The sequence below is a fragment of the Bradyrhizobium sp. USDA 4474 genome (genome assembly GCF_054057515.1).
In genome coordinates, this window is record NZ_JBSRZJ010000002.1 from 2,341,496 (window position 1) to 2,355,632 (window position 14,137).

Genomic DNA, 14,137 nt, shown 5'->3' on the forward strand with positions numbered 1-14,137 from the left:
GCTGGATGACGGCACACGCTCAGCAGCGATCGAGAGTTTGGTGTGCTCTCCTGCAATCCGCGTCCGATCCGAAACATGGCGCCTCTTGGCTTGATGGCGAACCCGGCGTAGCATCGATGTGCGTTCATCGGAGGATGACACAATGCACCGCTACCGGCTGGTCTGCGTTGCCATCATTTGCTTTGCGGCCGCCCTTCTCATCAGCTTCCCGCAAGCGAAGGCGGTCTATTGGCGCGGCATTACAGCGCCCACCGATATCGACATTCACGGATGGCCTATCATCAAAGAGCCGCCTCCAAGCCGCTGTCAGTGGATACGGGTCAGCGGTGGCTACTGGGTCCGGCAGTGCCTCTACTAGGCTGAGATGAACCGCGCGGGCCAGCCGGCTTTGATGGCGATGCGCATCATTGCGGCGGCTCGTCGTTTGGGTGAGCGCGAGGCTCTGGATCGGTCGCGGCCATCGTGATGCGCGTGCAAAACCTCAGCTTTGATGCCTGGCTGGAGCACTCATTTGGACGCGAGGTTCGCTTTCAGCAGGCACCGTGGTATTTTGATCCCGAACATGATTAGTGGGACCCGCATCCCGCGGAAGCCGTATCCCATCTCACGCGCCTGTTTGAAGATCCCGAGCCGGCGTTATCGGGCTTTGCCGACAGCCAAATTGCGCAGGGCTTGACCTACCTCGTCAATACGAGCGCAAGCGGCGACGTCGGATGGCTTTGCTCGACTGATGTGCCGGTCAGGGACCGGCTCCGCTGCGTGGAGTCCGTCGCAACGCTGTTTGCGAAATTGTTCGAGCCGCGCTGCACGCCCAGTCTGTGTCACCTGAGCGAAGCCGATGCCGGAACACTGAACTGTGTCTGCTACATGTGGTGGGATACGTTTCCGCGCTTGACGCTTGCCGGCGAACCCGATCTGCCGACTCTCCACGAGACCGCGCTGCGCACGATGGAGCGCACCCTCTGCCTCAACTCGATTGCGTGCCAGGAAAGCGCTCTGCACGGGCTGGGACACTGGCAACGAGACTACGATCAGAAGGTCGGCCAAATCATCGATCGCTTTTGCGACGCGCATCCCCGAGCCGACCCGCGGCTTTTGGCCTACGCGAAATCGGCCCGTTGCGGATGCGTGTTGTGATCGTTGAGCAACGCGGCGTGCCATTGGCTGACGCCAGCGGCGAGGATCTGCCGACGAGACGGCTGAAGGGGGAGCTCAATTAAGGAACGTCGTTGGTTCGGCGGACGAGAAGGAGGGTGAGCTAGAACTGCGCTGGCAGCACGCCGTAACATCCCGGTGAAATTACGGAATTGCGGTGACAGTGGTGGACTGCACAAAACTCCGGCAGAACAGTGCGCGCCATCCGCCAGGTTACTACCAAACATTTAAGCGTTTGGTTGCAATTGCGAAGTATCGTGACCGCAGATAATCGCGCGGTTTTGCCTGGTGCCATGATGTCAGATCTTTCCTTTCCGGAACGCTCATCCGTCAGTCGACAGAAGGGCATCAGCCTGCGATGGCGGTTGCTGGTCGGCAATCTGATCACGAGTCTTCTCGCGGTGGCTTTCGCGGCGGCAATCGCCTGGAACGGATGGGGCGATCTCCGCAAGAGCGAGGCCGCGGCGCGCGCGCTGTCCGCATTCGAGCTGGTGATGAAGGCCAACAGCCGGATACCGGCCGAACGCTCCGCCTGGTTCGTGGTCATGGGTCTGGCCGACGCTGCCACGCCCGAGAACCTGTCCGCTCTGGACAAGGCAGTCGCCACCACGGATGACGCGATCGGTGCCGCAAAGCAGGCCATTCGCGCGGCTGAGCTGCCGGTGGGATCGATCGAAGCCGCCGAAACAGCCTTGCAGAATACTCGCAATGTCGCGCGTCAGGCGGCGATGCAGCCCAAGGCGCAGCGCCCCGCCAACAGCCAGGCGACCATCGTCGACGGTCTGGCCCGCGCGGTCGATGCGCTCACGGCGGCGACAAGCGAAGCCTTGATCAGCCTGTCGCGCGCCGGAAGCGACATCGAGAATCTGCTGCCGTCGGCAGAACTCGCGCAAAGAGCGCAAGGCATGCGCGCGATCAACGGGTCCCGTGCGGCCGTGCTCGGCCTTCTGGTCCGTAAACAACCGCTGTCTGCGGCACAGATCGTCGAAGCGACCGAGCTGAGCGGCCAGGTCGCGCTGATCTGGAAGCAGATCGAGCAAGGTGTGCACAATGCCGGAGATCCGCCCGAGCTCGTGAACGCCATCAAGCAGGTGCGCACGACGCTGATGGATGAAGGCGAGCCACGGTTTCGTGACGTCGCCGCGGCCGCACGCGAAGGCCGTCCCTCCCCGGTCGGCGAGGCCGACTGGGGGACCGTCCTGAACAGTGTGCTGGGTCTGCGCGACGCCGCCTTAAGCTTCGCCCACAAGGCCAATGACGCCGCGATCGCGCAGGCGCAGACGCGGCTCGTCTGGGCGCTTGCGGCTCTCTTCGTCGTGCTCGCCACCTCGCTCGCAGTGGTCGTGGCGGTGATGCGCCAGATCATCCGCCCGCTGACGCGACTGACGGGCGCGACGCTGCGGCTTGCCGACCGCGACCTCGATGTTGCAATTCCGGACGGACATCGCGGGGACGAGATCGGGACCATGGCGAACGCGCTCCAGATCTTCAAGGATGCGTTGATCGCGAAGAAACTAGCGGACGAGGCAGCCGCGCGTGATGCCGAAGCGCAGATCGCGCGCAGTCGCCGCGTCGACACCATCACGCGCAATTTCGAGGCCATGGTCAGCGAGATCGTTGACACGGTTTCGTCCGCAGCGACCGAACTCGAGGCTTCCGCCGGCACACTGAACACCACGGCCGATCGGTCCAAGGTGCTGACGATGGCTGTCGCGGACGCCTCGAATGAGGCCTCCGCCAACGTGCAGTCGGTAGCCTCCGCCACCGAGGAGCTGACCTCCTCGGTCAACGAGATCAGCCGCCAGGTTCAGGAATCCGCACGCATCGCCGGAGACGCAGTCGAGCAGGCTTGCCGCACCAATGAACGCGTCAGCGAATTGTCGCAGGCCGCGGGTCGGATCGGTGACGTCGTGGAACTGATCGACTCGATCGCCAGCCAAACCAATCTGCTGGCGCTGAACGCCACCATCGAGGCGGCGCGCGCCGGCGATACCGGCCGCGGCTTTGCCGTGGTCGCCTCCGAGGTGAAAGCGCTGGCGCAGCAGACGGCGAAGGCAACCGAGGAAATCCGTCAACAGATTACCAGCGTCCAGTCCGCGACACAGGAATCGGTCGGCGCCATCAGGGAGATCAGCGGCACGATCGAGAAGCTGTCGGAGATCTCCTCGACCATCGCTGCCGCCGTCGAAGAGCAAGGCGCGGCCACGCAGGAAATCGCCCGCAACGTGCAGCAGGCGGCGAACGGCACCCAGCAGGTCTCCGCAAACGTCACCGACGTCCGGCACGGCGCGAGCGAGACCGGCTCCGCCTCCTCGCAGGTGTTGGCGACCGCCCAGTTGCTCGCCGCAGACTCCGGCCGTCTCAAGCTCGAGGTCGGGAAGTTTCTGGAAGACATGCGCGCGGCGTAACCGCATGCGGTCGGCCGGCGAGCGCCGGCGCTGTGATCAGCGTTCAGCGAAGGATAGTCTGCGCAGATCTGCGCGGCGCGCCCGATGGCGAGGTGTCAATATCTGACGATGATCTCGATCTGACGCGATTGGTACAGTTGGGTGGGCTCGAACCACCGACCTCCTGTTCCACAGACAGGCGCTCTAACCAACTGAGCTACAACTGCATCCTTGCGAGCCGCGCCTTGGGGGCGCCCTGAGAGGGCCGTGCCGAGGGGGCTGGACGGGGCGGAAACTAGGTGCAACGGGGGTTTTTGGCAAGGCCGCAAACGGAGGAAAAACCGGGGTAAAGCACCTTCGGCGCGATCAAATCGGGCTTCGGGGCGCCCCTGAGGGTGTTGCGCTCACCTTGACCGCATGCGGCGAGATTCCCCTGGAGGAGAGAGCCCTCTCCCGGCCTCTCCCGCGAGCCGAGCGGGAGAGGTGAAGAAAAAACCCGGGCCGCTGGGCGCCCGGGTTTCCTGACTTGCTCGATCCGCCGTTTTGATCAGGCGGCGGGATGGGAGAACTTCGCGACGCTGGCCTTGATCGGCTCGGCGGCCTCGGCGGCGACGCGCTGGGTCAGCTCGACGAGCTCCTTGGCCTGGGCCTGGAAGGTCTCGAGCTGCTGGCGGGCGTGGCCGGTCCAGAGCTGGAAGGCGTCGGTCGGCGACTTGGTGCCGAGCAGCTCCTGGGTGAAGTCGAGATGGGCCGTGGTGTTGGCCTTCGCGAACTCCATCAGCTTGGCGGTGTACTCGCTCGCGCCCTTGCTGGCGGAGGCGAACACGGCCTCGACGGTGCCGTTGTGGGTTTCAGCGGCGTCCTTGAACTTGGCGTAGTTCTCGCGGGCCTGCGAAACGCCCTTTTCGGCGAACGCACGCATCTGCTCGGGAACCTCGAACGGAATGATCGAGGCAGAAAACGGATCAGTCGCACCTGTCATGGTTGGTCCCTCTCGATAATGAAAAAATGGAGTGAGCCTTCTGGCGCGCCCGCCGGCCAACCGGGGCCATTTCTTGTTACGAATGGCGGGAACGAAGACTGGAAACGCAAAACAAACGAGATAGATCGTTCCAGCGGCAGTACTATCGCTGCCTAACATGTCAACATTGTGCAGCGCAATGCGACATCGAGCTGCATTGCGAGAATTTAATCCCGGAAGGCGAGGTTCCCAGGGTTGGGAACCAAGGGTTGCGGCGGCGAGCACCGCTCTTTCCGTTTCCACTCCCTTCGCCCGAATCCTGCGGATGCCGCCGCACTGCGCCTTGCGGGTTCGGCCACATTAAGGTTATCGCGGCGTTAGGGCTCTCAGGCTAGGCTCGGCCGTGGACCTGCCCACGCCCGGGCGCGATACTAACCCTTTCTTAAGGCTGCCATTCCGGCAAGCCGACGTGACGCGTGACAGCGAGAACCAAGCCGGTCGGATGACGAATTCGGATTTCCAGTTGCGAGGCGTCGGCGATCCCCGGTTGTCCGTGCATGCGACCTCAGCGCTGCCGGCGTGGCTCTGGTCATCAGACGGTTCGCGCCTGCTGTGGGCCAACGCGGTCGGCGCCAAATTCTTCGGTGCGGCGAACGCGGCCGCGCTCGCGCAAAAGAGATTCGGACCGGCCGACAGCCATCGCCGCCAGGTCATCAGGCTCGCCCGCCAGCTGCCGGCGAGCGGCGCGATCAGGCTCGAGCGGCTGCGCGGTTTTGGTGCCGGGCTCGGTTCGCTGATGACCTGCGCCTGCGCGCGGCTCTCCTTCGCCGACGGCGGCGAAGGCGTGCTCATCACCGCGATGGTGACAGGCGCGCGCAGCATGCCGCTGGTCGAGCGGCTGCTTCGTCTCGTCGACGGCGCGGCCGTGCCGATGGCAGCGTTCGCGCCGGACGGATTGTTCATCGGCGCCAGCGAAGCCGCGCGCGCCCTGCTCGGCTTTCGCGATCTCGGCGAGGCCGGGCTCGAACAGGCGCGCCGCGATGCGCTGGCGCAAGGCCGCGCCGAGATGCCCGTCGGCATCGGCAAGATGGTGCTGCAACGGGTCGGCGCCGGGGCCGATGTCGGTCTCGTCGCGCTGATCGAGCCGGCGGGCGCGCAAGCGGCAGCTTCGGGCGAGACCGTGCCGGAGGTGGTGCCTGAACCGATGCCGCATGCTACGGAGATGCCGCCGGCGAACCAGCCCGACGCTGGAATCCCGTTGTTCGACCCGTTTGCGGAGCCGGACGAAACGCCTGATCCGGCCGAGATGATCGCGCGTGAGCCGCCCGCAAGCGAGATGGCGACAGAGATCGTCGCGATCCCCGATGCCGTGAAGGAAGCGACCGCAGAGCCTGTCCAGGACATGATCGCGGATGCAGCGGAGGCCCCGGTTGAAAACCCGCCCGCAGCCATCGTGCCGCCGCAAGCCGCGTCGATCACGAGCCACATGGCCGAGCCGCAATCCGGACACGCGCAGCCGCGGTCTGAACACGCGGAGCCGCGGTCCGGACACGCGCCGCCGCGGTCTGAACATGCGGAGACACCGCGCCAGCATCCGCTGCGCTTCCTCTGGCAGATCGATGCGGAGGGACGCTTTGTGCTCGCGGCCAGCGAGTTCACCCGCATGATCGGCGCGCACACCGCGAACCGCTTCGGCCGGCCCTGGCGCGAGATCGCCGACGAGTTTGCGCTCGATCCCGATGGCCGCGTCGCGCAGGCGCTGGCGAGCCACGATACCTGGGCCGGCATCACCGTGAACTGGCCGGCCGATGGCGGCGAGCACCTGCCGGTCGAGCTTGCGGGCCTGCCGGTCTACGACCAGACGCGCAACTTTGCGGGCTTCAAGGGCTTTGGCGTTTGCCGCGATCTCGACGGCCTCAACCGGCTCGATGCCCTCAGGCGCTACGAGCTGTTGGCCGAGCCGGTCGCGCAGCACGGCGTTTCGGCCGATGTGGTCGAGCCCGATCCGGAACCGGAGGCGCCGCCGCTCGAGGCATCGCCGCCGGGCGAGCCAGAACCGCCGACAGCCAGTGAACCCGAACCTTCAGCACTTTTCATCGAAGCGAATTCACACCCAACCGATCCGGAAACGCCAGTGGAAACGCCTCCGAATGTCGTGCCGTTCCGCGCACCGGGTGACCTCAGGTCACAAGGTGACCTCAGGTCACAAGGTGACCTCAGGTCACAAGGTGACCAGAAGTCACAAGGTGACCCGAGATCGCCGATGCTGACGCCGGTCGAGAACAGCGCGTTCAACGAGCTTGCGCGGCAATTGTCCGAGCGACTTGAACGCGAGCGCGAACAGATTGCATCGGCAGCAGTCGAGCCGGCGGCGGACGAAACCGCAGCCGAACCGAAGGCGTCGATCGCGCCAGAAGCACCGCCGGCCGTAGCCGCTGCCGAATGGCTGACCGAGCCCGCGCCGCCCGCGCACGGCCACAGCACGCGCGACCGTGCATTGCTCGATCTGGTGCCGACGGGCATGCTGATCTACCGGCTCGATCGCCTGCTCTACGCCAACCCCGCCTTCCTCGCCCGCATCGGCTATCCGAGCCTGGCCGCGCTGGAAGATGCCGGCGGGCTCGATGCGCTCTATGTCGAGCCGGGCGTCTCGTCCGCGAGCAGCAGGTCGCAATCAGGCACGCCGGTGACGATCAGCGCCACCATCGCCAACGGCGAGCAGCCGCTCGCGACGACGGACGCGCATCTGCACACGATCGACTGGGACGGCGCCAGCGCGCATGCGCTGATCTGCGCGCCGCCGCAAGCCGCGCCCGTCATGGTCGCGCCGACTGTCGTCACAGAGACCATCGTCCCGGAAACCTTCCCCTACACGCCCGATCTCGCGCCCGAGGCCGGCGATGCCGACGCCGAAGATCTCGCCGCGATCCTCGACACCACGGCCGAGGGCATCGTGATGTTCGATGCCGAGGGCAACATCCACGCCTGCAACCGCAGCGCCGAGGCGCTGTTCGACTATGACGGCGAGGCGCTGATGCAGCAAAATCTGGTGACGCTGTTCGCGCCCGAGAGCCAGCAGGTCGTCGTCGATTATCTCGACAGCCTCAAGAGCCAGGACATCGCGAGCCTGCTCGACCATGGTCGGGAGGTGCTGGGCCGCGAGAAGAACGGCGGCGTGCTGCCGCTCGCGATGATCATGGGCCGCACCCGGCCGGATGGCCCGAACTTCTTCGCCGTGTTCCGCGATCTCTCGCAGAGCAAGAAGGGCGAGAGCGAGCTGACCCAGGCGCGACGCCTGGTCGAGGGCGCCGCCAATGCGAAAGCCGACATGCTGGCGCGGATCAGCCACGAGATCCGCACGCCGCTCAATGCCATCATCGGCTTTGCCGAGGTGATGATATCAGAGCGCTTCGGTGCGCTCGGCAACGAACGCTATGGCGAATACCTGAAGGACATCCGCGCCTCCGGCGAGCGTGTGATCGCCATCATCGACGATTTGCTGGAGCTGTCGCGGATCGAGACCGGCAAGCTCGATCTCGCCTTCGCCAACCTCAACCTCAACGATCTCGTCGAGGCCTGTGTCGCCGTGATGCAGCCGCAAGCCAATCGCGAGCGCATCATCATCCGCACCTCGCTCGCGCATGCGCTGCCACAGGTGACGGCGGACGCGCGCGCGCTGCGCCAGGTCACGATGAACCTGATCTCGAACTCGATCCGGCTTGCGAGCGCCGGCGGCCAGGTCATCGTCTCGACCGCGCTGTCCGACCGCGGCGAGGTGTGCTTGCGCATCCGCGACACCGGCCACGGCCTCAGCGAAAGTGAAGTCGCCGCCGCCATGGCGCCGTTCCGCACGCCACCGCCCGGCGATGCCGCCGACAAGTCCGCGCTCAGCCTGTCCCTGACCAAGGCGCTGGTCGAAGCGAACCACGCCCAGTTCAACATCAAGAGCGCCGGCAGCACGGGCACGCTGATCGAAGTGACCTTCGCGCCTGTCGTGGCGCGGGCGTGAGGGCGTAAGCCTGTCTCCGCCGTCATGCCCGGGCTTGTCCCGGGCATCCAGGTTCTTGGTCCCGCAAGAAAGGTCGTGGATGGCCGGACAAGTCCGGCCATGACGAGCTAGGCGTTTACGCCGCGCGCACCGTATCCAGGAACCTGCCGACCTCGAGCTTGAGCCGGTTGCTGTCGCCCGACAGCGATCTCGCCGCCGACAGCACCTGCGACGACGCCGAGCCGGTTTCGACCGCGCCCTGCCTGACATTGCTGATGTTGGCGCTGACCTGCGAGGTGCCGGCCGCCGCACTCTGCACATTGCGCGAGATCTCGCCGGTCGCGGCGCCCTGCTCTTCGACCGCGGCCGCGATCGTGGACGAAATCTCGGACAGGCGCTCGATGGTGCCGCCGATGGTCCTGATCGCGCCGACGGACTCGTTGGTGGCACCCTGGATGCTGGCGATCTGCTGACCGATCTCGCCGGTCGCTTTTGCAGTTTGCTCGGCCAGTGCCTTGACCTCGGAGGCGACGACGGCGAAGCCGCGTCCAGCTTCGCCGGCGCGCGCCGCCTCGATGGTGGCATTGAGCGCCAAGAGATTGGTCTGGCCGGCAATCGCATTGATGAGCTCGACCACGTCGCCGATGCGCGCGGCTGCCTTCGACAATTCGCCGACGCGATCGTTGGTTTGCCCGGCCTGGCTGACGGCCTCGCCGGCGATGCGTGCGGACGCCTGCACCTGGCGGCTGATCTCGTTGACCGAAGCGGCCAACTGTTCGGCCGCGGACGCCACCGATTGCACGTTGGTCGCGGCCTCCTCCGAGGCGGCCTCGACCAGCGTGGCCAATTCGGTCGAGCGGCTCGCGGTCGTCGTCAACGACGTCGCCGAAGCCTCGAGCTCGGTCGCCGCCGACGACACCGTCTCGACGATCTCGCCGATCGCGCCCTCGAAATCGTCGGCCATCCGGATCATGTCGGCGCGGCGACGCTCGGCGGCGAGCCTGTCCTGCCTGATCTTCTCTTCGGCTTCGTCGCGCGCTTTCTGTTCGGCATTGATCTTGAAGGTCTCGACCGCTTGCGCGATCTCGCCGATCTCGTCGGGGCGGCCGAGCCCGGGCAGCACGATGGCGAAATTGCCCTTGGCGAGCTCGATCATCGCCACCCGCATCGCCGACAGCGGTTTCGAGACCGAGCGCCCGATGAAGATGCCGAGGCCGAGCACGCCGGACGCGATCAGCGCGATTGCAATGGCGATCCAGAACTGGATGGCGTCCCGCTCGGCATCGTTGAGCCGGTCGGCCTCGGCGCGCATGGTGTCGACCGATTTCGAGACCTGCTCGATCACCGGTTCGACCGCTGCGAACGCTTCCGACATGCCCTTCGATTCCGTCGCGAGCTTCAGGGCCGACACCATCCAGGCGGAGAAATCGCGTTGATAGTCGGCGAGCTTCTGGCGCAGCTCGGTCTTTGCCGCGTCGGGAATGGCAGCGGCATCGATGCCGGCCGAAAATTCCGAGCTACGCTTCTTCATCTCGTCGCCGTATTTGGCGTCGCGGCGCAGCATGAAATCCTTCTCGTGCCGGCGCATCATCAGCATGATCACCTTGAGCGCGGAATCATGGAGCTGATCGACCTTGCTCTCGATCTCGTGGACGGAGGCGCGCAGGCGGCCTTCGAGGCCGGAATTCTCATCCAGCCCGAGACGTTGCCGCTCCTCGACGACCGCGGCGAAACGCGCCTGATAGGTCTTCAGCGAGGCGGTCATCGCCTCGATCTCCTGCGCCAGATCGGGCTTGCCGATCGCCGCGATCCGGTCGCGAAGCTGTTCGATGTCGACGGCAACCTTTTTGCCGATCTCGATCTGGCGCTGGGCTTTGCTTGCATCGCTGCGCAGCAGGAAATCCTTCTCGGCCCGGCGTCCTTCCAGCAGCTCGATGGCGATCCTGCTGTTCAGCTCGTGAATCGTGCGCGCGTTCTCGGCCGCGTCGCGATAGACGCCCATCGCCCGCTCGCCATAGAGATGGATGCTGCCGATCAGGACGACGCCGACAACGCCGATGACGCCGATGGCCGTGATCTTGTGTGTAAGCCGAAGAGGGAAAATCCGCATCGTAATCGCAATATCGTTTGTGACTGATGCGGTTCATGAAAGCGCTTATGTGTAGAAATTTCCGTTAATTTGCGGGCACGTAAGACTACTTGCATTGTGACCAAATGCACGCCAGGGTGCACAGAGAATGCACGCAAGAGTGCACAGCCGGACCTTCATTCGCCGAACCATCGCGCTGCGGCTCGGGCGATCTCCTCTTCATCGATTGCGCCGTCATCGGCCCACGCGACGAATCCGTCCGGGCGCACCAGCACGGCGCTCACGCCCAGCCGGTCCCTGGGCTCGCCTGCAATATACATGATGCGATCATCCCCGCGGTTTGCGAGCGCTCGAAGCGATGCGCGCGCGTCGAAGTCCGGCAACAGGCCTTTCGCGGCTCTGAGACGTTCTCCGATCAGCGTGCCGGGATGCGCAACAAAAAGGCACGGCGCTCGCGCGCGCCGTGCCTTTTACGGTCCTGCGTTCAGATCAGCTGTAGATCTCGAACAGGCCGGCGCCGCCCTGGCCACCGCCGATGCACATGGTGACGACGCCCCACTTGGCCTTGCGGCGGGCGCCTTCCTGCAGCAGATGGCCGGTGAGACGGGCGCCGGTCATGCCGAAGGGATGGCCGATCGCGATCGAGCCGCCGTTGACGTTGTACTTGGCGGGATCGATGCCGAGCTTGTCGCGCGAATAGAGGCACTGGCTGGCGAAGGCCTCGTTGAGCTCCCAGAGATCGATGTCGTCGATCCTGAGGCCATGGCGCTTCAACAGCTTCGGCACGGCGAAGATCGGACCGATGCCCATCTCGTCAGGCTCGCAGCCGGCCGCTGCCCAGGCGACGAAACGGCCGAGCGGCTCGAGGCCGCGCTTCTCGGCGTCCTTGGCTTCCATCAGCACCACGGCAGCGGCGCCGTCGGAGAGCTGGCTGGCATTGCCGGCGGTGACGAACTTGCCCGGGCCCTTGACCGGCTCGAGCTTTGCCAAGCCCTCAAGCGTGGTCTCGGGGCGGTTGCATTCGTCGCGATCGACGACGTAATCGACGATGCTCTCGGCCTTGGTGGCCTTGTCCACGACCTTCATCCTGGTCTTCATCGGGACGATCTCGTCCTTGAACTTGCCCGCCTGCTGCGCCGCGGCCATGCGGCGCTGCGACTCCAGGGAATATTCGTCCTGATATTCACGGCTGAGCTTGTAGCGCTCGGCGACGATGTCGGCGGTGTCGATCATCGCCATGAAGATGTCGGGCGCGGTCTTGAGCAAGTCGGGATCGATCGATTCCTTCGGCGTGCCGCCGCCGGGGATCGAGATGCTCTCGACGCCGCCGGCGACGATGCAGTCGGCGCCGTCGGAGCGGATCGAGTTGGCGGCCATCGCGATGGTCTGCAGGCCCGAGGAGCAGAAGCGGTTCACCGAGACGCCGCCGGTCGACTTCGGCAGGCCCGCGAGCAGCGCGGCCTGGCGGCCGATGTTCGGCGCACCATGGGCGCAATTGCCGAGATAGCAGTCCTCGACATAGTCCTTTTCGACGCCGGCGCGGCTCACAGCGTGATGGATGGCGTGCGCCGCGAGCGACATCGGCGGCGTGATGTTGAACCCGCCGCGGCCTGACTTGGCGAGGCCGGTGCGCGCATAGGAAACGATGACGGCTTCACGCATTGTTTTCTCCCTGTCGAACGATTGGTTGGTGCGTTCTGACGGCATTGGTACACTGAGATCACCGCCTGCGGAAAACAAAAACGCCGCCTCCGGTCACAGAGGCGACGTTGTTCCGCGGGTCGGAATATCCATGTGTACGTCACTCCATCCATTCGTCATGCCGGGCTTGTCCCAGGCATCCACGTTGCTCGTGCCGCGCGGTAAGACGTGGATTGGCCGGGAGGAGCCCGGCCATGACGACAGCGAGAGCAGGATCAGAACGTCAGCGCCTTGACCTGCTTGACCTGCGGCAGCGCCTGCACCTTGGCGAGGACGTCCGCCGGCACCGCGCCATCGACCTCGACCAGTGCGATGGCGTCGCCGCCCTGCTCGACGCGGCCGAGATGGAAGGTCGCGATGTTGATCCTAGCATCGCCCAGGAGGCCGGCGAAGCTGCCGATGAACCCGGGCTTGTCTTCGTTGGTGACGTAGATCATCGACTTGCCGAACTCGGCGTCGACGCGGATGCCCTTGATGTCGACCAGGCGCGGCTTGCCGTCATGATAGACGGTGCCGGAGACCGAACGCTCCTGGCGTTCGGTTGCGACCGTCACGGTGATCAGACTCTCATAATCGCTCTGGGCGGCGCGCACGATCTCGTCAACGACCATGCCGCGCTCCTTGGCGACAACAGGCGCGGACACCACGTTGACTTCGCCCAGCATCGGCCGCAGCAGACCCGACAGCACGGCCGAGGTGATCGCCTTGATCTTCATTTCGGCGACGTGGCCTTCATAGGTGATCTCGACCTTGAGGATGCCGCTTTCGGTCAGCTGGCCGGCGAACGAGCCGAGCTTCTCGGCGAGCGCGATGAAGGGCTTCAGCTTCGGCGCTTCTTCCGCCGTGATCGAGGGGAAGTTCACGGCGTTCGAGATCGCGCCCGTGAGCAGGTAGTCCGACATCTGCTCGGCGACCTGCAGCGCGACGTTCTCCTGCGCTTCCGTGGTGGAGGCGCCGAGGTGCGGCGTGCAGATCACGTTGGGATGGCCGAACAGCACGTTGGTGTTCGCGGGCTCCTCGACGAACACGTCGAAGGCGGCGCCCGCAATGTGCTTGGAATTGAGCGCATCGACCACGGCCTGCTCGTCGACGAGACCGCCGCGGGCGCAGTTGATCAGGCGCACGCCCTTCTTCATCTTGGCGATGGCGGCCGCATCGATGATATTTTTGGTCTTCTCGGTCAGCGGCGTGTGCAGCGTGATGAAGTCGGCGCGCTTCAGGAGGTCATCGAGCTCGACCTTCTCGACGCCGATATCCTTGGCGCGCTCCGGCGACAGGAACGGATCGAACGCGATCACCTTCATGCGCAGGCCGAGCGCGCGATCGGCGACGATCGAGCCGATATTGCCGCAACCGACCACGCCGAGCACCTTGCCGGTGATCTCGACACCCATGAAGCGGTTCTTTTCCCACTTGCCGGCCTGGGTCGAGGCGTCGGCCTGCGGAATCTCGCGGGCGAGCGCCAGCATCAGGGTGATGGCGTGCTCGGCGGTCGTGATCGAATTGCCGAACGGCGTGTTCATCACGATGATGCCCTTGGCCGTGGCCGCGGGGATCTCGACGTTGTCGACGCCGATGCCGGCGCGGCCGATCACCTTGAGATTGGTCGCCTTCTCCAGGATCTTGGCGGTCGCCTTGGTCGCCGAGCGGATCGCGAGGCCATCGTAATTGCCGATGATCTCGGCGAGCTTGTCCTTGTCCTTGCCGAGGTTGGGCTGGAAATCGACCTCGACGCCGCGGTCCTTGAAGATCTGCACGGCAGCGGGGGAGAGCGCGTCGGAAATGAGAACTTTGGGTTTGGTCATGGGGATGTGTCCTTCACACCCTCCCCTGGAGGGGGAGGGTCGGCGCGAAGC

At 65.2% G+C, this 14,137-nt stretch carries 9 protein-coding genes and 1 tRNA gene; 4 read left to right on the forward strand and 6 right to left on the reverse strand.

Annotated features, from left to right (window positions below):
- Positions 1 to 142 precede the first annotated feature (142 nt).
- The 3 genes from ACVW16_RS12825 (at position 143) to ACVW16_RS12835 (ending at position 3,563) form a co-directional block, all read left to right on the forward strand.
- A complete protein-coding gene (locus tag ACVW16_RS12825; RefSeq protein WP_456737314.1) occupies positions 143 to 358 on the forward strand; it encodes a hypothetical protein in 216 nt (71 codons plus the stop codon).
- Positions 359 to 672: 314 nt separating this feature from the next.
- Complete coding sequence (locus ACVW16_RS12830; RefSeq protein WP_456737313.1) at positions 673 to 1,137, forward strand: hypothetical protein; 465 nt, start codon at positions 673 to 675, stop codon at positions 1,135 to 1,137.
- Between the two features lie 314 nt (positions 1,138 to 1,451).
- Positions 1,452 to 3,563: a methyl-accepting chemotaxis protein gene (locus tag ACVW16_RS12835; protein WP_456738284.1), complete on the forward strand. Its 2,112-nt coding sequence runs from the start codon at positions 1,452 to 1,454 to the stop codon at positions 3,561 to 3,563.
- Positions 3,564 to 3,692: 129 nt separating this feature from the next.
- On the opposite strand, the gene ACVW16_RS12840 is transcribed toward ACVW16_RS12835, so the two are convergent.
- Together ACVW16_RS12840 and ACVW16_RS12845 are read right to left on the reverse strand one after the other, a co-directional pair.
- Positions 3,693 to 3,769 (reverse strand) — tRNA-His (locus tag ACVW16_RS12840).
- Positions 3,770 to 4,089: 320 nt separating this feature from the next.
- Positions 4,090 to 4,524, reverse strand: a complete 435-nt coding sequence (locus ACVW16_RS12845) for a phasin (protein ID WP_456699569.1) — start codon at positions 4,522 to 4,524, stop codon at positions 4,090 to 4,092.
- Between the two features lie 481 nt (positions 4,525 to 5,005).
- On the opposite strand from ACVW16_RS12845, the gene ACVW16_RS12850 reads away from it, so the two are divergent.
- Positions 5,006 to 8,512 carry a PAS domain-containing protein gene (locus tag ACVW16_RS12850; protein WP_456802359.1) on the forward strand — a complete coding sequence of 1,169 codons (3,507 nt, stop codon included), beginning with the start codon at positions 5,006 to 5,008 and terminating at the stop codon, positions 8,510 to 8,512.
- A 115-nt stretch (positions 8,513 to 8,627) separates the two neighbouring features.
- Here ACVW16_RS12850 and ACVW16_RS12855 read toward each other — a convergent pair whose 3' ends face one another.
- From ACVW16_RS12855 to serA, 4 genes are all read right to left on the reverse strand, one after another.
- Positions 8,628 to 10,601 (reverse strand): methyl-accepting chemotaxis protein, encoded by a 1,974-nt coding sequence (locus ACVW16_RS12855; protein WP_456737311.1) that lies wholly within the window; start codon positions 10,599 to 10,601, stop codon positions 8,628 to 8,630.
- Between the two features lie 155 nt (positions 10,602 to 10,756).
- The gene (locus tag ACVW16_RS12860) at positions 10,757 to 10,999 is read right to left on the reverse strand and encodes an aromatic-ring hydroxylase C-terminal domain-containing protein (protein ID WP_456705086.1); all 243 of its coding nucleotides are present in this window, start codon (positions 10,997 to 10,999) and stop codon (positions 10,757 to 10,759) included.
- Between the two features lie 70 nt (positions 11,000 to 11,069).
- Positions 11,070 to 12,242, reverse strand: a complete 1,173-nt coding sequence (locus ACVW16_RS12865) for a thiolase family protein (protein WP_456699572.1) — start codon at positions 12,240 to 12,242, stop codon at positions 11,070 to 11,072.
- A 254-nt stretch (positions 12,243 to 12,496) separates the two neighbouring features.
- Positions 12,497 to 14,086 carry a phosphoglycerate dehydrogenase gene (gene serA, locus ACVW16_RS12870; RefSeq protein ID WP_092239881.1) on the reverse strand — a complete coding sequence of 530 codons (1,590 nt, stop codon included), beginning with the start codon at positions 14,084 to 14,086 and terminating at the stop codon, positions 12,497 to 12,499.
- Positions 14,087 to 14,137 lie beyond the last annotated feature (51 nt).

Coding starts and splice junctions, on each gene's coding strand:
- ACVW16_RS12825 (WP_456737314.1), top strand. CDS start 143: ATGCACCGCTACCGGCTGGTCTGCGTTGCCATCATTTGCTTTGCGGCC.
- ACVW16_RS12835 (WP_456738284.1), top strand. CDS start 1,452: ATGTCAGATCTTTCCTTTCCGGAACGCTCATCCGTCAGTCGACAGAAG.
- ACVW16_RS12845 (WP_456699569.1), bottom strand. CDS start 4,524: ATGACAGGTGCGACTGATCCGTTTTCTGCCTCGATCATTCCGTTCGAG.
- ACVW16_RS12850 (WP_456802359.1), top strand. CDS start 5,006: ATGACGAATTCGGATTTCCAGTTGCGAGGCGTCGGCGATCCCCGGTTG.
- ACVW16_RS12855 (WP_456737311.1), bottom strand. CDS start 10,601: ATGCGGATTTTCCCTCTTCGGCTTACACACAAGATCACGGCCATCGGC.
- ACVW16_RS12865 (WP_456699572.1), bottom strand. CDS start 12,242: ATGCGTGAAGCCGTCATCGTTTCCTATGCGCGCACCGGCCTCGCCAAG.
- serA (WP_092239881.1), bottom strand. CDS start 14,086: ATGACCAAACCCAAAGTTCTCATTTCCGACGCGCTCTCCCCCGCTGCC.